Origin of the sequence: Rhizobium sp. CSW-27, assembly GCF_018760785.1 — a bacterium.
Lineage (GTDB): Bacteria > Pseudomonadota > Alphaproteobacteria > Rhizobiales > Rhizobiaceae > Neorhizobium.
In genome coordinates, this window is sequence record NZ_JAHHZO010000003.1 from 479025 (window position 1) to 500631 (window position 21607).

Annotated in this window: 23 protein-coding genes and 1 pseudogene; 17 read left to right on the plus strand and 7 right to left on the minus strand. The window is 61.4% G+C overall.

Annotated elements, in window-relative coordinates; all coding sequences use genetic code 11:
• Window positions 1-65: 65 nt before the first annotated feature.
• Window positions 66-992: a LysR substrate-binding domain-containing protein gene (locus KLP42_RS08855; protein WP_215565836.1), complete on the minus strand. Its 927-nt coding sequence runs from the start codon at window positions 990-992 to the stop codon at window positions 66-68.
• A gap of 107 nt (window positions 993-1099) precedes the next feature.
• Here KLP42_RS08855 and KLP42_RS08860 point away from each other — a divergent pair, with 107 nt between their 5' ends.
• The gene (locus tag KLP42_RS08860; protein WP_215565837.1) at window positions 1100-1993 is read left to right on the plus strand and encodes an MBL fold metallo-hydrolase; all 894 of its coding nucleotides are present in this window, start codon (window positions 1100-1102) and stop codon (window positions 1991-1993) included.
• Between the two features lie 526 nt (window positions 1994-2519).
• On the opposite strand, the gene KLP42_RS08865 is transcribed toward KLP42_RS08860, so the two are convergent.
• Genes KLP42_RS08865 through KLP42_RS08885 form a run of 5 tightly spaced genes read right to left on the minus strand, consistent with a single transcriptional unit; the run spans window position 2520 to window position 7540 of the window.
• A complete protein-coding gene (locus KLP42_RS08865; RefSeq protein ID WP_215565838.1) occupies window positions 2520-4178 on the minus strand; it encodes a sulfatase-like hydrolase/transferase in 1659 nt (552 codons plus the stop codon).
• A 3-nt stretch (window positions 4179-4181) separates the two neighbouring features.
• A complete protein-coding gene (locus KLP42_RS08870) occupies window positions 4182-4949 on the minus strand; it encodes an ABC transporter permease (protein ID WP_215565839.1) in 768 nt (255 codons plus the stop codon).
• Complete coding sequence (locus KLP42_RS08875) at window positions 4946-5725, minus strand: ABC transporter permease (RefSeq protein ID WP_215565840.1); 780 nt, start codon at window positions 5723-5725, stop codon at window positions 4946-4948. Before KLP42_RS08875 ends, KLP42_RS08870 begins: the two co-directional genes overlap by 4 nt.
• 2 nt (window positions 5726-5727) lie before the next feature.
• Window positions 5728-6528 carry an ABC transporter ATP-binding protein gene (locus KLP42_RS08880; RefSeq protein ID WP_215565841.1) on the minus strand — a complete coding sequence of 267 codons (801 nt, stop codon included), beginning with the start codon at window positions 6526-6528 and terminating at the stop codon, window positions 5728-5730.
• A 58-nt stretch (window positions 6529-6586) separates the two neighbouring features.
• Window positions 6587-7540, minus strand: a complete 954-nt coding sequence (locus KLP42_RS08885) for an ABC transporter substrate-binding protein (protein ID WP_215565842.1) — start codon at window positions 7538-7540, stop codon at window positions 6587-6589.
• 111 nt (window positions 7541-7651) lie between these two features.
• Between KLP42_RS08885 and KLP42_RS08890 the strand changes: the two genes are divergently transcribed.
• The 16 genes and pseudogenes from KLP42_RS08890 to KLP42_RS08965 all read left to right on the plus strand — a co-directional run bounded on the left by KLP42_RS08890 (window position 7652) and on the right by KLP42_RS08965 (window position 21354).
• Window positions 7652-8152 carry a MarR family winged helix-turn-helix transcriptional regulator gene (locus tag KLP42_RS08890; protein WP_215565843.1) on the plus strand — a complete coding sequence of 167 codons (501 nt, stop codon included), beginning with the start codon at window positions 7652-7654 and terminating at the stop codon, window positions 8150-8152.
• A gap of 113 nt (window positions 8153-8265) precedes the next feature.
• Window positions 8266-9083 (plus strand): annotated as a pseudogene (locus KLP42_RS08895) (IS5 family transposase).
• Between the two features lie 75 nt (window positions 9084-9158).
• The gene (locus tag KLP42_RS08900) at window positions 9159-9857 is read left to right on the plus strand and encodes a TetR/AcrR family transcriptional regulator (protein ID WP_215565844.1); all 699 of its coding nucleotides are present in this window, start codon (window positions 9159-9161) and stop codon (window positions 9855-9857) included.
• Window positions 9854-10618 carry an ABC transporter ATP-binding protein gene (locus KLP42_RS08905; RefSeq protein WP_215565845.1) on the plus strand — a complete coding sequence of 255 codons (765 nt, stop codon included), beginning with the start codon at window positions 9854-9856 and terminating at the stop codon, window positions 10616-10618. The genes KLP42_RS08900 and KLP42_RS08905 overlap by 4 nt, the downstream gene beginning before the upstream one ends.
• A complete protein-coding gene (locus tag KLP42_RS08910) occupies window positions 10615-11322 on the plus strand; it encodes an ABC transporter ATP-binding protein (protein WP_252192857.1) in 708 nt (235 codons plus the stop codon). The genes KLP42_RS08905 and KLP42_RS08910 overlap by 4 nt, the downstream gene beginning before the upstream one ends.
• Window positions 11323-11376: 54 nt before the next feature.
• The gene (locus tag KLP42_RS08915) at window positions 11377-12582 is read left to right on the plus strand and encodes an ABC transporter substrate-binding protein (RefSeq protein ID WP_215565846.1); all 1206 of its coding nucleotides are present in this window, start codon (window positions 11377-11379) and stop codon (window positions 12580-12582) included.
• Window positions 12583-12584: 2 nt separating this feature from the next.
• Window positions 12585-13451 (plus strand): branched-chain amino acid ABC transporter permease, encoded by an 867-nt coding sequence (locus KLP42_RS08920; RefSeq protein ID WP_215565847.1) that lies wholly within the window; start codon window positions 12585-12587, stop codon window positions 13449-13451.
• Window positions 13451-14356: a branched-chain amino acid ABC transporter permease gene (locus KLP42_RS08925; protein WP_215565848.1), complete on the plus strand. Its 906-nt coding sequence runs from the start codon at window positions 13451-13453 to the stop codon at window positions 14354-14356. Before KLP42_RS08920 ends, KLP42_RS08925 begins: the two co-directional genes overlap by 1 nt.
• Window positions 14353-14838: a GAF domain-containing protein gene (locus KLP42_RS08930; RefSeq protein ID WP_252192858.1), complete on the plus strand. Its 486-nt coding sequence runs from the start codon at window positions 14353-14355 to the stop codon at window positions 14836-14838. Before KLP42_RS08925 ends, KLP42_RS08930 begins: the two co-directional genes overlap by 4 nt.
• Window positions 14839-14856: 18 nt before the next feature.
• The gene (locus KLP42_RS08935; RefSeq protein ID WP_215565849.1) at window positions 14857-16092 is read left to right on the plus strand and encodes a metal-dependent hydrolase family protein; all 1236 of its coding nucleotides are present in this window, start codon (window positions 14857-14859) and stop codon (window positions 16090-16092) included.
• Between the two features lie 91 nt (window positions 16093-16183).
• The gene (locus KLP42_RS08940; RefSeq protein WP_215565850.1) at window positions 16184-17407 is read left to right on the plus strand and encodes an ABC transporter substrate-binding protein; all 1224 of its coding nucleotides are present in this window, start codon (window positions 16184-16186) and stop codon (window positions 17405-17407) included.
• A 228-nt stretch (window positions 17408-17635) separates the two neighbouring features.
• Window positions 17636-18502 (plus strand): branched-chain amino acid ABC transporter permease, encoded by an 867-nt coding sequence (locus KLP42_RS08945; RefSeq protein ID WP_215565851.1) that lies wholly within the window; start codon window positions 17636-17638, stop codon window positions 18500-18502.
• Complete coding sequence (locus KLP42_RS08950) at window positions 18503-19387, plus strand: branched-chain amino acid ABC transporter permease (protein ID WP_215565852.1); 885 nt, start codon at window positions 18503-18505, stop codon at window positions 19385-19387.
• Window positions 19384-20145, plus strand: coding sequence for an ABC transporter ATP-binding protein (locus KLP42_RS08955; protein ID WP_215565853.1), 762 nt, complete (start codon window positions 19384-19386; stop codon window positions 20143-20145). The genes KLP42_RS08950 and KLP42_RS08955 overlap by 4 nt, the downstream gene beginning before the upstream one ends.
• Entirely contained in the window at window positions 20145-20849 is a 705-nt protein-coding gene (locus KLP42_RS08960) for an ABC transporter ATP-binding protein (RefSeq protein WP_215565854.1), read from the plus strand. The genes KLP42_RS08955 and KLP42_RS08960 overlap by 1 nt, the downstream gene beginning before the upstream one ends.
• A 67-nt stretch (window positions 20850-20916) precedes the next feature.
• The gene (locus KLP42_RS08965) at window positions 20917-21354 is read left to right on the plus strand and encodes a recombinase family protein (RefSeq protein WP_353844844.1); all 438 of its coding nucleotides are present in this window, start codon (window positions 20917-20919) and stop codon (window positions 21352-21354) included.
• Window positions 21355-21467: 113 nt separating this feature from the next.
• Here the strand turns inward: KLP42_RS08965 and KLP42_RS08970 are convergent.
• On the minus strand, window positions 21468-21607 hold a 140-nt coding region (locus KLP42_RS08970; RefSeq protein ID WP_215565931.1), incomplete at its 5' end, for an ATP-binding protein.

The window sequence follows — 21607 nt, forward strand, 5'->3', positions numbered from 1 at the left end:
GCTTATCCCTCCTCGCCTGAAGATAGGCAACGAAAGCGATCGGTACCCGCGCTGCTGCATGGGTGTCACGGGCTGGAAACCGGCCTGCTGGCACGGCGCCGCTCCCGTTCCGCCGCCACCAGCAGGTCGAGGAAGACACGCACTTTCGCCGGCCGGAACCGCGCCACAGGAAAAACCGCATGGATGCCACCCTCCGGCAGCGACCATTGCGGCAGGAGATGAACGAGCCGTCCAGCGTCAAGATCCGGCTCCACGAGAAAATCCGGGAAAACCCCGACCCCGATACCCGCCAGTGCGCAGGCATAGGCCGCCGGCGTCTTGTCCGTCTTGACCATGGAGCCGGGCTCGATCGTTACAGACGAACCATCACGGGAGAAAGTCCAGCGCAGCGCATTCCTGAGCGCCCCATTGGCGATCCAGGGAAGGTTTTCCAGATCGGCGGGTTCGTTGACGCTGCCGATGCGTTGCGCGAGCGCTGGCGTTGCCACCAGCAACTGCCGGAAACCGCCCAGCCGGCGCGCCGGATGGCTGGAATCCGCCAGCCATCCCACCCGGATCGACAGATCGAGTTGTTCCGCAGCAATGTCGCTGATCTCATCATCGAAGGCGACATCCACCCGCATGTTCGGATAACGGGCCAGATAGGCGGCAATGGTTGGTGCCAGCACGGCAGAGCCGTAATCCAGCGGTGCCGTCAGCGTCAGCACGCCGCTCGGCTCGATCCTGTGCTGCGAGACCTCGGCATAGGCCGATTCCGCGTCACGCAGGATTTCCGTGCAGCGTTCGTAGAAGAGCCGCCCCTCCTCGGTTGCCCGCAGGCGACGGGTGGTGCGGGTGAGGAGCGTGACCCCGAGTTCCTTCTCGAGCATCGCCACCTGATGGCTGACCACCGCCTTCGCCACACCCAGCCGATCGCCTGCGGCCGTGAAGGAGCCGGCCTCCAGGACGGTGGTGAAATAGATCAGCCGGTTCAGATTGAGGAGGTCGCTCATGCTATTGTTCGATCCATTCAGACAGTCTGTACGAATGGCCGATATTTATCACTCAAGCAAGATCTGGGATGAAGCGAACATCAACATCAAACGCTCGAGGAAGCCCGATGATCAACCGTCGCGATGTCATCAAACTCTCTGCCGCCGCCGGCCTTGTGGCCCTTCCGCTCACCGCAGCCAGAGCTTCCAGTGCCGCGCTCGACTGGACCTATTTCCAGGCCGACGAAAGCGGCTTTCGCCGGACCCCTGTGCTTCTCGCCGGCCAGAAGCAGGCAATCCTCATCGATGGCGGCTTCACCCTGTCCGATGGAAAGGCAGTTGCTGAAGCCATCAAAAAGACCGGCAAGCGGCTGACGACCATCTATGTGACCTGCAACGATCCGGACTACTATTTCGGCCTTCGCCCGGTGGTCGAAGCCTTTCCCGATGCAAAGGTGATTGCGAAGCCGGCCACCGTCGCCGCGATCAAGGCAAATGTCACCGAAAAGCTCTCGGTCTGGGGCCCGCAACTGAAGGAAAACGGCCCACAGACGCTGGCCGACGTCGTCATCCCCGAAATCTCCGAGGCGACATCGCTTGATCTCGAAGGCACGCGCATCGAGATCGTCGAGATTAGCGACATGCACGACCGGCGCTACCTTTACGTTCCCGCCCTGCAGGCGGTGTTCGGCGGCGTGCTTGTGGATTCCGGGATCCATGTCTGGGTCGCCGATACCGCGACGCCCGACAGCCGCGCCGCCTGGGTCAAGGCACTGGACGGCATCATCGCCAGGGCGCCGAAGATCGTGGTGCCGGGCCATCAGGTGGCCGGTGCCCCTCAGGGCCTCCAGGCCGTGACCTTTACGCGCGACTATCTCCTCGCCTTCGAGGAAGAGATGAAGAAGAGCAAGGACAGCGCAGAACTGATTGCCGCGATGACCAGACGGTATCCGGACCTCGCCGATGTCTCCTCGCTCGAGCTTGGCGCCAAGGTCGCCAAGGGGGAGATGAAATGGGGCTAAGCCCCGAGTTCATCGGGTCGGCATGATGCCGGCCCGAACTTGGCACGCGGCATCGGAGGCTGAAAGGCCGCCGGGCGGCCCCCACGGCCTGCGTTTTGTCGATCGAGGCGTTAGGGATGGAGGCTCACATGGCGGCCCCAAGCCCAGTGGACCGCGTGAACCTTGAGTTCAAAGCCCCCGCGCAGAACAGGCTGCAGGCTTCGGACTTCACCTGTATCCCGGCCAGGCAGCGTTTCGTCTGGATGGCCTTCGTAATTGACGCGTCCCGAAACCTATCGGAAAGATAACGCCAGCCGAAGCCGGAGAGCGGCACCATGCCATGCCGGACGCACCAGCCATGACCGCATAATTGATACCGAAAGGATCAATGCGGACGTCAAGCCCGCCGCGCTGATCATCGCCCAAGGCCCACTGCACACTCGTCCCGATCAGCCTGACATCCGCAGTACAGTGTACAGGGAAAACCAAACGCTCTCCGTCTCCCTTAACCTTTCGGGCGATGTGCCGCCCGACTTGGACTGCTGCGTCAGCGTTGATTGGCGAGCCACGCAGCCCGTGCCCTGCGCTGCTCCTCCAGTTCCGCTTCGTCCCAATAGCCGATCAGCACACCCTGTTCGATCAGCGGATCGAAGTACCGCATTTTCTCATCCGTCGAGGTGACCCAGTCATCCGGCACGGTGATACGGTTGGCGGGCGTCTGGAGCCAGTGGTTGAGTGCCATGTCGAGCCGCGTGATCACGGGGGTCATCTCAGGATCGCGGCCGCGGTCGACAAGTTCGTCGGGATCACCGGCGAGGTCGAACAGCATGGGTGCGATGCCCGGCCCGGTGACCAGCTTGTGATGAGCATCGGTGATCATGTAGAGTCGGCATTCCGAAACCGGCAGGTCAAGCGCCAGTCGCACCCGATCGCCGGCATAATCATATTCGCTGACCGCATAGCGGCGCCCATTCGATGCCCTTGCGTCCCGCAGCAGCGGCAGTGCAGAGCGTCCTTCGAGAATATGCGGCTTGCTGCCACCACCCAGGAATTCGAGAAAGGTAGGCGCCATGTCGATCATCTCGACCAGATCATCACGCACAGATCCGCGCGTCGCATCTGCCTCGGGCGAAGGGTCGTAAATGATCAGCGGCACCTTCACCGATGCATCATGGAACATGTATTTCTCGCCGAGCCAATGGTCACCGAGATAGTCGCCATGGTCGGATGTAAAGACGATGAGCGTGTTGTCGAACAGGCCACGCGCCTCAAGGAAATCAAACAGAACGCCCATCTGGTCGTCGATCTGCTTGATCAGGCCCATATAGGCGGGGATCACCTTCTCCCGCACCTCGTCGCGCGAGAAATTGAGCGAATAACGCTCCTGTTGAAAGGCAGCGAGAACCGGATGCGGATCGACCCGCTCCGCCACGTGGCGCACTGCCGGCTTGACGTCCCGTGCGCTATACATTGTGTGATAGGGTGCCGGCACGATATAGGGCCAGTGCGGCTTGATATAGGAGAGATGCGCGCACCAGCTTTCGCCCCTGGCCTCGGCCTCATCGATGAAGCGAATGGCGCGCCGCGTCATATACGGCGTCTCGGAATGCTCTTCGGGAATGCGCGCCGCCTTGTCGGCGTGGGTCAGAAGCCACCCGTTGAAATCCTCACCATCATCGCCTTCGCCCGAATTGGCGTAGTGTTCCCACGGATTGGCGTCTTCAAAGCCGAGATCGCGCAGATAACGGTCATAGGCGGGGTCGGGGTCGTAGTCGGTCGAGGGATGCAGCCCGTCGTCGCGCTCAAAGGGCTCGAACCCACATTGCGAAACATGCACGCCGATGATCGATGCCGGGTCGATGCCAAGGCGCTGCATGCCTTCCTGGTCCGCCACCATGTGGGTTTTGCCGATCAGGGCGGTCCGCACCTTGAGTGCGCGCAGATGGTCGCCGATGGTAGGCTCGCCGACGCGCAGCGGGATGCCGTTCTGGGTCGAACCGTGCGAGCGCATGTAGCGGCCGGTATAGGCGCTCATGCGGGAAGGGCCGCAGACGGTGGACTGCACATAGCAATGGGAGAAGCGCACGCCACGCGCCGCGAGACTGTCGATATTCGGCGTTTTCAGCGTCGGATGCCCGGCGCATGACAGGTAGTCGTGGCGCAGTTGATCGCACATGATGAAGAGGACATTCTTCCGCTTGCTCATGGTTCAACTCTTGTTGTTTGGATTGCGGTAGTGCCAGAAAAGCCAGCGCTTCTCGCACTGCAAGACCAGGCTGTTGATGACGAGGCCGGCGAGCGAGATGAAGGCGATACCGGCAAGACCGCCGGCGATCTGGAAATTCTCCTGCTGGCGCTGGATGAAGACGCCGATGCCATTGGTGGCGAGCAGCATTTCCGACGTGACGCTGACAAGCAGCGATGCCGACACGGCAAGCCGTATACCGGTTGCGATCATCGGCATGGCCGCCGGCAGGTCGATGTGCAGCATGGCCTCGAAACGGGTGAGATGCATCGCTCGGGCGACCAGATTGGTGGTCGGATGCACGGTCTTCGACGCCTCATAGGTGTTCATCAGCAGGGGCATGGCAGCGGCATAGGCAATGACGACAATCTTTGCGCTATCGCCGGTGCCGGCAAAAAGCATGACGATCGGAACCACGGCCGGCGGCGGCAGCGTCGCCAGCATGTCGATTGCCGGTTCGAGAACCTGCCCGAGCAGTTTCAGCCGGCCAAGCAAGATGCCAAGGGGAATCATGATCGCAGCGGCAATGAAAAAGCCGATGCTGGCACGCATGAGTGTGTAGCCGAGCTGGCTCGTGATGGCAGGATAGAGCCGACCAATGGCTTTGGCGGTTTCATGAGGGCCGGGAAACAGCGGCGTGCCCGCGCGCAGTGCCAGCAGCTGCCAGACGATGAGAAGCGCTGCCGGCAGGACCAAGGCGTTCCAGGGAAAGCTGTTGTGCAATCGCGTCATGCCGTGCGCTCCGTCATTTGCATGTGCCAGCCGGCTATCTTCCGGCGTGCGAGATTGACGACCATGTTGATGACCACACAATTCAGCGCGCAGACGAACATCAGGGCGTAGACTTCCGGGATGCGCATGGCGAAGGCCTTGCGGATCAGCATGAAGCCGAGCCCGTCGCGGCCCGCGAGCATTTCGGCAACCACGACCGCGATCAGACTGATCGTCGCCGCATAACGGATGCCCGAAAAGATTTCCGGCCATGCTGCCGGCAGCTTGATCGTCAGAAGGATCTCGCGATCCGAGAGACCCAGCATCCGACCGGTCTTCACCTGCACATCACTGACCGCCGACAGCGCTGCCGCGCCATTGAGATAGGGCGGCCAGATGGTGACGAGGATGATGATGAAGGCGTAGAGCTTGAAGCCGAGCCCGAGCATGAAGATCGCCATCGGCACCAGTGCGGCCGGGGGAATGGGCTGGATCAGCGCCGCGATCGGTCGAAACCCTGCCTTGAAAGTTGGAGAGATCTCGGCAAGCAATGCCAACGCCACGCCAATGATCGAGGCGCCGGCAATGCCGATGATCGCGCGTGTCAGCGTCAGCGCATCGCCCGCAATCAGTTCGCCCGACATCAGCATCGACCAGAAGCCGGCGGCGACCTCTGGGATGGTGGGGAAATATTTGCGCGGCACGAATTCCAGCCATGCCACCAGCTGCCATATGGCCACCACGAGCAGGAAGGAAATGAGCGCCCGCAAGCGGAGAATCCAGCGTTCCAACGTCATGCTCAGGCTTTCTCGACCAGAGGAGTCTGGGCGCGGAAGCGGCGGATCGCCGCCATCACGTCATGGCGTATGGTGAGGAAGCGAGGATCTTCCCTTGTCGTCAGCTGGTCGCGCTTCTTGCCGAGGCCGACAAGAATTTCGTGATCGACGCTGGTCGGCCGACGGGTCAGCACCACCACACGGTCGGCCATGTAGACTGCTTCCTCAACATCATGCGTAACCAGGACACATGTCTGCTTATACCGTTCGGCAAGCTTGAGCAGCAGGTCCTGCATGTCGGCACGTGTCTGGGCGTCGACGGCGGCGAGCGGCTCGTCGAGCAGCAGCAACTCGCTTTGCGAGGCCAGTCCGCGCGCGATTGCCACGCGCTGCTGCATGCCGCCCGACAATTGCCAGGGATAGCGATCGGCAAAGCCTTCCAGCCCGACGGCAGAAAGCAGTTCGCGCGCCTGCTCGCGCTTGTCGGCTTTGGTCACGCCCTTGTTGCGCACCATACCGAAAACGACATTTTCGAGGTTGCTCTTCCAGGCGAAGAGCGAACGGGAGTAATCCTGAAACACCACGGCGATGCCGGGTGTCGGCGCGTCAAGCGCCCTGCCCTTGAAGCTTACTCTCCCGCTGTCCGGCCTCAGCAGGCCGGCGATTGCCATCAGCAGAGTGGTCTTGCCGCAGCCCGACGGGCCGACGATCGACACGAATTCGCCCTGCTCGACCTTGAAACTGATCCCATCAAGGATGCTGAGCCGGGACGAGCCGGTGCCATAGGATTTTGCCAACGAGTCGGCTTCGAGAATGATTGGCATTGCGGTGTCCCCTGGAAAGAAAGCGGCCGGCGCCGGGAGCACCGGCCAAGAAATTCGATCAATCGGCCAGATTGTCGACCATCTTGTCTGCCGTGACGGGTTCGGGGAGCATGCCGGTCTTGTGCATGGAGTCGAGCAGCTTCTGGACGTCGGCCGTTGAAATTGCCATCGTCGGCTTGACGATCGGCAGCTTGAACGTTCTGGCTGTCTCCGCCGTCAGACCGAGAAATTCCACCGCTGCGGCCTCTACCTTCGCGGGGTCCGACAGCAATTCCTTGCGCGCGGCGTCCGTCACTGCAGCAAATTTCTTCAGAACTTCGCGGTTTGCGGCCAGATATTCGTCTGAAGCGAAGATAACATCAAGAATAACGGGTTCCTTCTCATCGGCAAGCATGCCATCGGCAATAACGGTGGCGCCGATATTCGCATTGGCGTTGATCGCTGCAAAGAAGGGATTCACGGTACAGGCCGCATCAATGCCACCCTGTTCGAGTGCAGCCTCCTGCTGCGTGAAGGGCAGCACGACCGGCTGGACTTCGTCGAAGGAAATGCCGGCCTTCTGCAGGTGATCACGCCAAGTCAGCTCGCAAAGGCCGCCATTGGCGTTGAAGGAGATCTTCTTGCCCTTGAGGTCGGCGAGCGTCTTGACGCCAGACGCCTTGGAGGCGATGAGCCACTGGAATTTCTTGTCGGGATCAACTTCATGCGCCAAGGCAAGGATCATCTTGACGTTGACGCCATTGAGCCGCGCGTTGATCGGCGGCACCGGCGCGGCGTAGCCGATATCGGCCTCGCCGGCGGCAATTGCAGCCACCACGGCCGGACCACCCTGCACTTCTGTCAGTTCAAGATCGATGCCCGCCTTTTCGTAAGCGCCGTCCTTCTTCGCCGCCATGATCGGCAGCATGCTGTCGGCGAGGACATAGGCGAAGCGAACCTTGACATTTGCGGCATGCGCGCCGACGACGGTCGCTGCCAAAACCACGCTGACGCAGCAGGCGCTGCGGGCCACTTTACTGAACATGTTAAGTATATACATGTAACATTCCCCTGAACCGCCTTGCGATCATCACGCCTTCGTGCGACCTAGCGATGGTGATAAGTCTGGGAGAAATACTTGACAATGTCAAACAAAAAAATGAGTGCTGAACCGATCGAAAAGTTCGACCCGACGCCATCGCCATGGGCCGAACCCCGGGACATCCGCGACCTCTTCTCGTATCGGCTGGCCTACCTTGTTCGGCTCAACGACCGGCATGCGCAGACCGTACTCATCGAACAGTATGGTATCACACTGGGGGAATGGCGGACGCTTGCGACGATCCGCTGTCTCGGCACGCCCTCGCTGCGTCACCTTGCGCGCACCACCCAGCAGGACGAAGGCCTTCTCAGCCGCTACGTGACCGGTCTCATCAAGCGGGCGTTGCTGGAAAAGAGAACCAGCGCCGAAGACCAGCGGGTCGTTGAACTCAGCCTGACGGAAAAGGGCGAGGCGCTGCATGGCGAGGTGATGATTTTTGCCTGGAAGCTTAACCAGGAAATGTTTACCGATCTGAGCGCCAAGGAGCAGACCCATCTGCTTCTCCTGCTCGACAAGCTCTTCCAGAAGGTCGCCAAGTTCTGAAACTGCGTTAGCAGATCTGGGCAAGGCTGATCGGGAGTCTGCCTCGAAATGATGTCTTTAATTTCAATAGTTTAAAATCCATTCAGATCTGCGAAGATCAGATGGAGTTCACGATGGCCTGGACTGAAATCACCCGTCGGCACTATGCCCGGCGGACGGCACGCTATGCAAGCGGCACGACAGATCGGGAATGGGGGCTGATTGAGCCTTTCCCCCCCCCGATCCCCCGCCGCCTGGGTCGCCCTCGCACCACGGATTTGCGCGAGATCTTCAACGCTCTGCCTTACATCGCCACGACCGGTTGCCAGTGGCGCATGCTGCCGAAGGATTTTCACCCTGTTCGACTGTCCAGCGTCATTTCTATGAATGGCGGGCGCTGGGACTTTTGGCGCGCATCGACCACCATCTGGTGATGGAGGCCAGTGAACTGGAGGGTAGAAAGGCAAGTTCGACGGCCGGCGTGCTCGATAGACAGAGCGTCAAAACCACGGAAAGCGGCGGCATACGAGGCTATGATGCGGGCAAGAAAACCCAAGGGCGCAAGCGCCATGTCATCGTCGGTACCCTTGATCTGATGGTCGGTCTCATGGTTCACAGCGCCGACACCCGGGATCGCGATGGCGCTCCCGATCTCCTGAAATCCATCCGCCACAGGTGCCTACGGTTGATGCATGTCTTTGCCGATGGCGGCTATGCGGGCGACAAGCTGAAGCGGCGGCTGAAGAAGATCCGTCGCTGGACAGTCGAGATCATCAAGCGCTCCGACAAGGCAAAAGGCTTTGAGGTTCTGACGCATTGATGGGTGGCCTTGCGGACCTTCGCATGGCTCGGCAGATGCCGAAGATTGGCCAAGGATGGCGAGCGCTCCATCGCATCAGCCGTGGCTTGGATCTGTCAAAGAATCCGCGCCTTCACAAACAAACCGGCTTGACTGTTCGTAAATTTGAATCCCTACTTTGATTGCAAAACAGGCAGGCCTGTTTCTTAATCGGTTCCGATAATTTTAATGCCGGCAACCGAACGGAGTGAACTCGTGGCAGCAGGAAAGAAGACAGCACGGACGCAGGAAGAACGCAGCGCGGAAACGCTTGCGCGCATTCGGCAGGCGACAATCGAGGTGCTGTACAAGAAGGGATTTTCGCGCACCTCGACGGTGGAGATTGCGGCGGTCGCCGGCCTGTCTCGGGGCGCGATGACGCATCATTTTGCCAGCAAGGAAGACATTCTCACCGACGCGATCGCCTCGATGCTGGACGAGGTCAACGAGAAACTCTTCGCTTTCGCGGAGGAGTTCGGGCACCGCGGCGGATCGACGGACGAGATCGTCGACTACATCTGGCAGTTCATGTCGGATCGGCTGTTCTACGTGACCATGGAATATCTCCCGGAGACCCGCCACAACGCCGATTTCAAGGCCCGCCTTGTGCCGGTGGTCAAGCGGTTCCATGCGGGCCTCGACGCCATCTGGTCGGCTCTTGCCCGCCGGAAGGGGACACCGGAAGACCATACCCGGCTGGTGATGAACACGACTATGTGCGTGGTCCGCGGCATGATCGCCCAGACGATCCTGCGCGACGACCAGGAGTATTACGCCCAGATGCTGGCATTCTGGAAATCTGAGGTCCGCCGCCTGTTTCCCTCGCCGGACACGCCGCCCGGCGAGTCGCAAACAAACACCAATCCTGCGATCGGAGCCTTTCAATGATACCGCTTCTGTCCGTGCGCAGGATGACGCGATCCTTCTATGGCGTTCAGGTCTTGACCGGCGTCGATCTGGATATCCCGGAAGGCAGTGTCACGGGGCTTATCGGCCCGAATGGTGCGGGCAAATCGACCTTCTTCAATGTTCTGTCGGGCCTTTACCCGCCAGATGGCGGGCGGGTGCTGCTGGCCGGGCAGGATGTGACCGGCGCCAAGCCGGCGCAACTCGTCAAGGCCGGAATGGTGCGCAGCTTTCAACTGGCGCGTGGCTTTCCAAAGCTCAGCGTCTTCCAGCATCTGATGCTGTACGGGCAGGCGCAGCCCGGCGAAAGGTTGTGGGCTGCGATCACGGGCACCAAGGCGGCACGCCAGCGTGAAGAGGCGCTCTCGGAAGAGGCGCTGGCGGTCGCGCGGCGCCTGAGGCTTGACCATGTCATCGACAATCCGATCACGGCTCTTTCCGGAGGGCAGAAAAAGCTTGTGGAGATTGGGCGCGCATTGATGGCGCATCCCAAGCTCATTCTTCTGGATGAGCCGATGGCGGGCGTGAACCCCACTCTGACGGAAGAGATTGCCGCACATCTTCTGGCGCTCAATGCCGATGGCATCACGATCTGCCTGATCGAGCATGACATGGCGCTGATCCGCCGCCTGTGCAACCCGGTGATTGTCATGGCCGAAGGCCGCAAGCTGGTGGAAGGAGGTTTCGATGAGGTTGCAGAAAACCGCGACGTTCAGGAAGCCTATCTCGGGAGGCGGCAATGACCATTCTTGATGTCCAGAAGGTCGTGGCCGGTTACGGAGCGGCTGAGGAAATCCTGAAGGAAGCCTCCATCACCGTCGATGCCGGGGAGATCGTGACGATCATAGGGCCGAACGGTGCGGGCAAATCCACCTTGCTCAAGCTGGTGGCCGGCCTAATGCCCGTGCGGCGCGGCACCGTGCAGTTTTGCGGGCGCGATGTCACCGGCCTTGATGCGTTGGGCCGCTCTGCCGCCGGGATTTCCTTCGTGCCACAGGAGCGCAATGTTTTCAGCACGTTGACGGTGGCCGACAATCTCCTGATCAGCGCCTATCACGACCGTGCCACAGCGGGTTCCCGTCGTGAGGCGATGTATGAGCGTTATCCGGTTCTGGCGGAAAAGCGCAAGGCGCTGGCGCGCACCCTGTCCGGCGGCCAAAGGCAGATCCTTGCCATGGCCATGGGCCTGATGAGTGCGCCGAAGATGCTTTTGCTCGACGAGCCGACGGCCGGGCTTTCACCCAAGGCGGCCGATGCGCTTTTCGATGCCGTGACAGCACTGAACCGCGAAGGCATGCCGATCCTGATGGTCGAGCAGCACGCCGTCGAAGCGCTGGAAATCTCGACCCGTGGCTATGTGCTGGTGACCGGTCGCAACGCGGCAACCGGCACTGGGCCAACTCTCGCGGCCGATCCGGAGATCCGCCGCCTGTTTCTGGGTGGCTGACAGACTGAGCAAGGCATCCATACCCTAAACCATAACGACAAAGAGGAGAGCAGCATGACGAATTTGACCCTAGATCGCCGTTCCTTCCTGGCAGCTTCAGCGGCTGTGGCCGGCGCGTCCTTTCTGCCTGGTTCCCTGCTTGCGCAGGGTGGGCCGATCCGCATCGGCACCCTCACGCCGCTCACCGGTGCCGGTGGCCCATATGGTCCGGTGATGGTGAAGGCCGTCAAGTCCGTGGTCGAGAAGGTCAATGCAGCCGGCGGCGTCAAGGGCCGCATGGTCGAAATCGTGTCAGAAGATGACCAGACCAATCCCGAAGCCGGTGTGCGCGCGGCCCGCAAGTTGATCGATGTCGACCGCGTCTCGGCGATCATCGGCACATGGGCTTCCTCTGTGACCACAGCCGTTGCGCCGCTGTGCTGGGAATCGAAAACCTTCCTGTGCACGGTCTCCGGTGCGGACGCCATTACCCTCCTGCCGCATCAGGGCTATCTCGTCCGCACGCAGCCGAACACCGCATTGCAGGGGCGCAAGTTCGGTGAATTCGCCGTGGAGCAGGGCGGCAAGAAGGTTTTCTATTTCTCGCCGCAGACGCCCTTTGCCGACAGCCAGTATGCGGCAATCGAGGCAGCGCTGAGCAAGGCTGGCGGTGAAAGCCGCAAATACATCTACGACGACAAAAAGCCTTCCTATCGTTCGGAAGTGGATGAGATGCTGCGCTATGCGCCGGATACGATCGTGCTCGGCGGTTATACGCCGGATACCTCGGTGCTGCTCAAGGATATCTATCGCAGCGGCTTTTCCGGGACGAAGATCGCTTTCGGCTACTCGGTCAACCAGAAGCTTCTCGACACCGTGCAGCCGGAGCTCGCCGAAGGGATCTTTACCATTTCGCCGTCGCCGGCTGCGGGCTCGGAAGCCTATAAGGCGCTGGTCTCGCTGATCGGCGTACCGTCGCCGGATCCCTACACGACGCAGATCTACGATCACATCAATCTCGTGCTTCTGGCCATTGCCGCGGCAGGCCAGGCTTCCGGCGAGGCGATCAAGGACCATATCCGCGCCGTCTCCCAGTCTCCCGACGGCGTCAAGGTCAACAATGCCGTCGACGGCTTGAAACTGATCGCGGAAGGACGCGCAATCAATTACGATGGCGCGAGTGGCCCCTGCGACTTCACCGATATCGGCGACATCATCGATTGCCAGTTCCGCTATGATCAGGTGCAGGGCGGCAAACTCACCCTCGTGAAGATCGCCTGACCATGCTGGTCGATCTGGCCCAGAACCTGCTCAACGGTCTGATGACGGGGATGCTCATCGCCATTCCCGCCATTGGCTTCTCCGCCATCTACGCGGTGCTGCGATATCCGAACTTCGCAATTGCCGCCTATGCGACGATCGGCGCCTTTGCCGGGTGGTGGTTGAATGCCACCTTCGGGCTTGGCATCGTCTGGATCATTCTGATCGCATTCTGCGTGTCCGGGCTGGTCGGTGTCGCCGCCGAGCAGGTGACGCTTGCCCGACTGCGACCTGCCGGGGCGCTGACGGTCGCGATTGCCTCCATCGCGCTCAACCTGATGCTGGAAAATGCCGTGCGCTTCCTCTTTGGCAATGATCTTCGCGGTTTCGACCTGCCCATCCAGCCGGATTGGCGCATCCTGGCGCTGCGGATTGGCCCGCAGCAGGTGCAGAACATGCTCCTGTCTCTCGCCATAATGGCCGCGCTCTTCCTCTTTCTGCGTTACTCGCCTTTCGGCAAGGCGATGCGCGCCGTGGCCGACAATGCGGATCTCGCGCGTTTGAAGGGCATCAATCCGACACGGATTGCGGTTGCCACCATCTTCATGGGTGCGGGGCTTGCCGGTGTCGGCGGCGTTCTGCTCGGGCTCGACACCTCTATTGATCCGATGACCGGTGCCCGAATCCTTCTGTCGGTGTTTGCCGCAGCCGTCCTTGGCGGGCTCGGCTCCATTCCGGGGGCGGTGGTCGGAGCGCTTCTGATCGGTATGGCCGAGGAAGTGTCGCTGCTCGCCTTTCCGGCCACCTACAAGACCGCGATCGGCTTTGTCGCCATCCTCCTGATGCTGACGCTTCGGCCCCGCGGTCTCCTGGGCGAAAGGGCTCTGTGATGCTGTCCTATCTGCTTTTCACGCTCACCATCGGCGGCATCTATGCCTTGCTGGCGCTCAGCCTCAACCTCATCTGGGGCGGGGTCGGAATGGTCAACCTGGGACTTGCCGGCTTCTTTGCCGTCGGTGCCTATGCCACGGCCATCGTGACTGGTGCCGGCGCGCCCGTCATCGTAGGGCTGGGTTCGGCCCTTCTTGCCAGCGCCATTGTCGGTCTCCTCGTCACCTATGGCACGTTGCGGCTGCGCGGCGACTATCTGGCGATCGTGACGCTTGGACTAGCGGAGGTCATCCGCCTGATTGCCTTGAACGAACGCTGGTTGACGAATGGCGCTGACGGCATGTCCGGCATTGTCGCTCCCTTGCGCAGCACAGTTGGTTCCCAAGCTTTCAACCTCGGCTATCTTGTCTTTGTCAGCGCCGTCGTCATCCTGATGTGGCTTTTGCTGCGGCGTCTCGACCATTCCCCTTTCGGTCGGGCCATGAAGGCCGTGCGGGAAGATCAGGAATTGGCGGGTTTCGCCGGAAAACCGGTGCTGCGGCTCAAGTTGCAGGCCTTTGCGCTTTCGGCCGCCGTGGCCGGTCTGGCCGGTGCGCTTTACGGCCATTTCCAGTCCTATATCTCGCCGGATCATTTCCAGCCGCTGATCACCATCTATATCTTCCTGGCTGTCTCCGCGGGCGGCGTGGGCCGGCCGGCGGGCGCCGTCATCGGCGCCTATGCGGTGGTCGCGTTCCTTGAGGGCACCCGCTTCGTAGCCGAACTTCTGCCGGGGGTCGATCCGCTCCAGGCTGCCGCCTTGCGCGAAATGCTGGTCGGTGCGGCCCTTCTCCTGATCCTTCATCTGCGCCCGCAGGGTCTTCTGCCAGAGCGCATCCAACCTGCACGGAAAACCCGCCCATGATGACCAATGATGCCATGCTGGCGCTGCTGCGCGAGCCGAGCCAGCCCACGTGCCTCTATCACGCGCTGGAAGCGGAAACCCAAAGGCGCATCGGCCATCGGCTTTTCACGCTGCTTTACGTCGATGGTGATGCAGTGGCCCGCGTCTATTCGAGCAGACCGGACGAGTATCCGGTATCTGGCCGCAAACATATGGACAAAACACCCTGGGGCGATCTGGTGCTCCGTCGCCGAGAGATCTTCCTCGGTGTCGATGATGAGGCCATTCGCTGGGCTTTCTTCGATCACGAGCAGATTGCCCGCATGGGGCTTGGCTGCGTCATCAACATTCCAGTGATCTACGACGGGCAGACGATCGGTACGATGAACCTTCTGGATGTTGCGCATAGCTATACCGAGGAGCATGTCGCGCAGATTGCCGATCTCGCTCCGCTGCTGATTCCCGCCTATCTCACAGCCCGCGCTGCGGGTCGCTCATCCTGACACTTCGGAGTTTTTCTATTGGCATCTTATCTCTTTACCAATGCCCGCATCGTTGACGGTACGAGCCCCGAGCCATCCGGACCGGTCAATGTCCTGGTCGAAGGCGACCGTATCCGCGAGGTTGGCTCCGATGTGGCCAGCGCAACGGCGCAGGTCATCGATCTTGCAGGCAAGACCCTGATGCCCGGCCTGATCGATGCGCATGTCCATGTCATCGCCAGCATGGCGGATCTGGGGCAGAACGCCATGCTGCCAGACGCGCTGGTCACCATTCGCGCCTTCAAGCTGATGGGCGAAATGCTGATGCGCGGCTTCACCACGGTGCGCGATCTGGGCGGCGCGACCCATGCGCTGGTGGCTGCCACCGAGGAAGGACTCCTTCCCGCACCGCGTCTTGTCGTGTGCGGCAAGGCACTCAGCCAGACCGGGGGGCACTGCGATTTCCGTGGCCCTTACAATGACCGTCCGGCGCTGCAGACCGGCCATGCACTGGGCGCTCTCGGACGGGTCTGCGATGGCGTGCCGGATGTGCGTCGCGCCGCACGCGAAGAAATCAAGAGCGGGGCCCGCTTCCTTAAGATCATGGCCAATGGCGGTGTGGCTTCGCCCACCGACCCGATCCACTATCTCGGCTTTGCGCGTGAGGAAATCACGGCGGTCGTGGAAGAGGCACAGAATGCCGGCACCTACGTCGCGGCGCATCTCTACACTGACGAAGCCATCCGCCGGGCTGTGGAATGCGGTGTTCTTTCTCTGGAACATTGCAATCTCATCCAGTCCGGGACGGCAGCCTATGCCGCATCCAAGGGCGCCATCGCGGTGCCGACGCTTGTTACCTATGACAAGCTTTCCAGCGAGGGGGCTGCCATGGGTCTGCCGGCGGGATCGGTGGCCAAGGTCGATAATGTCCGGCTGTCGGGCATGGAATCGCTCGACATCATGAAAGCCGCGGGCCTGCCCATGGCCTATGGCAGCGATCTGCTGGGCGGCATGCACAAGCATCAGTCGGAAGAATTCGTGATCCGCGGTCGGGTGCTTCCTGCCCATGAGGTGATTGCCTCGGCCACCGGCGTGGCCGCGCGTCTGCTGCGCATGGAAGGAGAGATCGGCACCGTCGCTCCGGCAGCTTTTGCCGACCTCATCGTGGTCGATGGCAATCCGCTGTCCGACCTGTCGCTGCTGACCGGCCAGGGCCAGCACATGCCGATCATCATGAAGGACGGCGCTTTCATCAAGCGCACTGCGCTCGGCTGACAAGGTGCCAGGGGCGGCGCAAGAGCCGCCCCTGTTGGAAGGGGAACGGGAGCAAAGCTCCGGGAACAAGAAACAGAGAGGAACTGAAACCATGAAGCTGACACGTCGCCAAACATTGGCAAGCCTCGGACTTGCCGCAGGGGCCGGCCTCCTGCCGCGCCTTGCCCTGTCACAGGATGCGGGCGCCTTCCGCATCGGCGCCCTCAACCCGGTCACGGGGGCCGGTGGCCCCTATGGCACCGGCATGCAGAAGATGATCCTGGCTGCGGCCGAGGCGGTGAATGCCGCCGGTGGCGCCGGAGGACGTATGCTCGAGATCTTTGCCGAAGATACGCAGACCCAGCCCCAGGCCGCTGTTCTCGCCGCCAAGAAACTGATCGACGTCAACAAGGTTCAGGCCATTCTCGGAACCTGGTCTTCCGGCGTGTCCCTGGCCGTCATCCCTCTGACCAATGAGGCGGGCATCCCGCTTTTCCATTGCTCGGGCGCGCCGGCGCTGTCTGTTCCTCCCGCCAATGAGAAAAAGCTTGGCTACCGCTTCCAGGCGACCAATGATCGCTTCGGCCGGGCCTTTGCCGAAATTGCCAAGAAGGAAGGTTTCAAGCGTCCCGCCACCATGGCTTTCAACAATGCGTCAGGCATCGGCAATACGGAGGGCTTCACCCGCGCCTGGACGGCCATGGGCGGCGAGGTGGTCGCATCGGTGGTCTATGAGCCGGCCCAGCCGAGCTATCGCGCCGAACTGCAAAAGATCCTCGACGCCAAGCCGGATGTGATCGTCACCGGTTCCTATCTCGCCGATACGACAATCATCCTGCGCGAATGGTACCAGACCGGCGAGGAGACCAAATGGATCATTCCGGCCTGGGCAGCCAATCCGGAACTCGTCAAGGCCCTGGGACCTGCGGTCGTGGAAGGCATAATTTCGGTCGACAGCATTTCCAATGAAGGCTCACCCGCCTTTGCTGCCTATGATGCCGCCTACCAGAAGGCGATCGGCAAGTCCGGGCTTGGCAATGTCTATGCTGCGATGGCCTGGGACATGGTGACCGTGCTTGCCCTTGCCATGGAGGCCGCAGGCCCCGGCGCGGATGCTTCGGCCATCAATGCCAAGATGCGGGACGTGGCCAATCCGGACGGGACGAAGGTTTCCAGCTTTGCCGAGGGTAAGGCAGCCTTGAAGAACGGCAAGATCAATTATGAGGGCGCTTCCTCGATCCTGGATTTTGATGAATTCGGTGATGTGACCCCGGATTTTGCCGCCTCATTCATCCGCAACGGCGAGATCAAGCGCGAATATCAGGTCAAGCTCTGAAATCAGCTTGCCGGCGTTCAAGCCGGCGACTTGACGACGGATCATAATCTCCTCTCACCGCCCGCCTGTGTGTCGTCCTTGACGCAGGCGGGCGGCCTGGCCATCGCCACAGGCACTGGACAGTGCAATCTGGCGAACGGTCGCGCTCTGCCGTGCAGCGCCGGGTCCGGATTGTCATCCGGCCTGGTTGCTGTCCCGATTTTACCCAGATGGAACGCTTTCACCACCATGACCAGTTTCGTGGAACTTCTTCTTTCCGGCATCACCTCCGGCCTCATCATCGGCCTGGCGGGACTGTCGGTCACGCTGGTGTTCGGTATTGCCCGGTTTTCCAATGCGGCGACCGGCGATACGATGACGCTCGGCGCCTATGGCGCGCTGATGGGCACCAGCCTGACCGGCTCTCTGCTTGCGGGAGGCCTGATCGGTCTTGCCGCCGGTGCATTGAGTGCCATTCTGGCCTATGTGCTTGTCTTCCGGCCCTTGCAAAACCGCTCGCCGATCTCGTCCCTCCTGGCCTCCATCGGTGTTGCCTTCTTCATCCGCGCGGTCCTTGGCGTGGTCTTCGGCCATGATCAGATGGTCTTCCAGATGGATCTCGTGCGTCCCTTCCGCCTGCATGGCGTGCGCATCCAGCCCAATGACCTCAAATTTGCCGGCGTGGCGATCCTGACGCTGGCGCTGGTGTTTGTCGTGCTGCATCTGACGCCGATTGGAAGGCGCATGCGTGCCGTGGCGGACAATCCGCTGCTTGCGCGCGTGTCGGGCATTGCACCGCGCCCGGTCATGTTCACGCTCTGGGCAATCGCCGGGGCGGTGGCTGCCGTTGCTGGCATCCTTCTCGGCATGAAGACGGTGGTCTCTCCGGAGAGCGGCTGGGACATGCTGCTGCCGGCTTTCGCCGCTGCCGTACTGGGCGGGATCGGGCACCCGGTGGGAGCTGTGCTTGCCGGGGTCATCATTGGTGTAGCCCAGGAACTGGCGACGCCCTTTGTCGGCTTTACCTACAAGATCGCCATCTCGTTCCTGGTTCTCCTGCTGGTGCTTCTGGTGCGCCCGCGCGGACTGTTCGGCAAGATCGAGGGAGTGCGCTGAATGGACGCCTATCTGATTGCCATTGGAACGATTGCAGGCATCTATCTGCTTCTCGCACTCGGCTTGAATCTGCAATTCGGGCTGACCGGGCTCATCAATTTCGGTCATGTCGGCTTTTTCTGCGTCGGCGCCTATACCTCGGCCATCCTCTCGACCAAGGGTGTGCCCATTCCCCTGTCGCTTGCCGCAGCCGCTGTCCTCGCCATGCTGGCCGCCTGGCCGCTCGGCATCATCAGTATCCGATTGCGGGAGGACTATTTTGCCATCGTCACCCTCGGCTTTTCCGAGGTGGTGCGCCTGATCGTGACATCGGAAGGCTGGCTGACCAATGGCGTGCAGGGCATTGCCGGCATTCCGCGCATCTTTCGCGACGGTGCCGGCGAAGCACAGGCCGTGCTGATGCTTGGGCTGACACTGGCTTTCTGCTTCATCGCCATCCTGGCCATGATGCGCATTGTCCGCTCGCCCTTCGGCCGCATGATCGAAGCCATCCGCGACAATGAAGAGGCGGTTCGCTCGCTCGGCAAGGAACCGGCCGGCTTCAAGATGCAGGTGCTGCTGCTGGGCTCCATGCTGGCCGGTCTCTCCGGCGCACTTTACGCCCATTACATCGGCTATATCTCGCCGGATCAGTTCATTCCCTTCGTGACCTTCCAGGTGTGGATGGCCATCATCATGGGCGGCGTCGGGCGCATTTCCGGCACCATTGCAGGTGTCCTCATCCTGATGTTCTTCCTGGAGGGCTCCCGCTTCTTGAGAGATTTCGCTCCCTTCATCCCGGAGGTGTCGATGGCCAGCATCCGTCTCGGCGTGATCGGCCTCGCTCTCATTCTGTTCACGATCTACCGGCCGCAGGGCCTGATGGGGGATTTTACCAAGCGATGATCCTGAATATCAACGATATGTCCAAGGCCTATAGCGGCCTCGTGGTGGTCGACAAGGTGTCGATCCGCCTCCATGACTGCGAGATGATCGGCGTCATTGGTCCGAACGGCGCCGGCAAGTCCACGCTGTTTTCGCTGGTCACGGGCTTCCTGGAGGCCAATGATGGCGATGTGGTTCTCGATGGACGCTCGCTTGGCCGACATTCAGCCGCCGAAAGGGCGCGGCATGGCATGGTGCGCACCTTCCAGGTGCCACGCGAATTTGCCAATATGACCGTGCGGGAAAACCTGATGGCGGCGGCACCCCGCCAAAGCGGTGAAAACCTCATCAGCGCCTTCTTCCGCCCACGGTTAGTCGCGGCACAGGAGAAGGAGATCGGCAGCCGCGTCGACGAGACCATCGCCTTTCTGAAACTTGAGCGGGTGGCGGATAGCCTGGCTGGCCGGCTCTCCGGCGGGCAGAAGAAACTGCTCGAACTCGGACGGGCCCTGATGACCGGCGCGCGGGTGATCCTGCTGGATGAACCCTTTGCCGGCGTCAATCCCGTGCTGATCGAGGAATTGTCGTCCAAGATCCGAGCACTGAATGCGCGTGGTATCGGTTTCCTGATCATCGAACATGATCTTGGCGCGCTGTCGCGGCTTGTCAGCAAGCTCTATGTCATGGATCGCGGCAGGCTGATTGCCTCCGGCACACCGCAGGAGGTGCTGGCAGATCCGCTCGTGCGGGAAGCCTATATCGGCGGAGGACTTGCCTGATGCTGGTGATTGAAAATCTGGTCGGTGGCTATGGCGAGACCGATATCCTCACCGGCATCGATCTGACCGTGGCCCCCGGCGAAATCCTGACGGTTGCAGGAACCAACGGGGCCGGCAAATCGACGCTGGCAAAGGCTGTTGTCGGCCTTTTGCCGCGCATGTCCGGCCGCATCCTGCTCAACGAACAGGACATCACCCGTGTGCCGGTGGAGCAGCGGGCGCTCAGCGGCATCGGCTATGTGCCGCAGGTGGCCAATGTCTTCGGTTCGCTGACCATTACCGAGAACCTCGAGGTGGTCGAAGGCGTCAAAAATCCGAGGCAGCGGATTGCCGAATTGTTCGAACTGTTTCCGGCCATTGCGGAACGGCGCCGCGGCCGTGCCTCGAGCCTGTCCGGCGGCGAGCGCCAGCAACTGGCCTTTGCGCGCGCCCTGATGACGCGACCCGGCGTAATCGTTCTGGACGAGCCGACGGCTGCATTGTCGCCCATCATGGCCGATGAAAGCTTCCGGCGGATCGGCGAGCTTGCCCGAACCGGTACCGCAGTCCTGCTGATCGAACAGCGGGCGCGGCAGGCGCTGGCCATCTCGCATCGCGGCGCCATCATGGATGCCGGTAAGGTGGCGCTTTCCGGTCCGGCACAATCGCTGCTAGCAGATGAGCGCGCTGCCCAGCTCTATCTCGGCGTGGCGCATGCCGGCTGATATCGTCATCGAGATCTTCTGGTCGTGGCCGGTGTCGCATAGCCCCTAGATCAAGGGTCTGTGGGATATCGATCCTGCGAAGGCAGAGATCGTCCGACGCATCTACAAACTCTATGCCGATGGCATGTCGCCGCGCGACATCGCGCAGCTCTTGAACAAGGAGGGCGTCCCCGACCCGCGCGGCCGCAAGTGGCGCGACACCGCGATCCGCGGCCATGTCGGCCGAGGCAGCGGCATCCTCAACAACGAGAGCTATATCGGCCGTATCGTCTGGAACCGGCGCCAGTACCGCAAGAACCCGGAGACCGAACGCCGCACCGCCGGCGCCAACGACGCTGCCGAGTGGGTTTTCAAAGAGGTCCCGGAGATGCGTATCGTGTCGGACGAGCTGTGGAGCCGAGCCAAGGATCGGCAGAGGGACGTGAGAGGTGGCTCGGGAAGTCTGCACAGGGGGGATAAGTGGAATTTCTGCCTGACTTCGGTGTCAATCGGCGCGGAAAGTTGACCCCATATCGGCGTCCAATGTTGACCCCCATGTTGACGATCAGCACCTGGATCGCCCGGCGCTGGCCGGGGTTGCAGAGGGCGAACCAGGTGCGGGTGATGGGCTCTTCGGCTTTAGCTTTGAGATCGGTTTTTGAAGCGCCAGGACTCGTTGCCAGTTTCGACGATCTCGCAGTGATGGGTGAGCCTGTCGAGTAGCGCGGTGGTCATCTTGGTGTCGCCGAAGACAGTTGGCCATTCGCCGAATGCCAGGT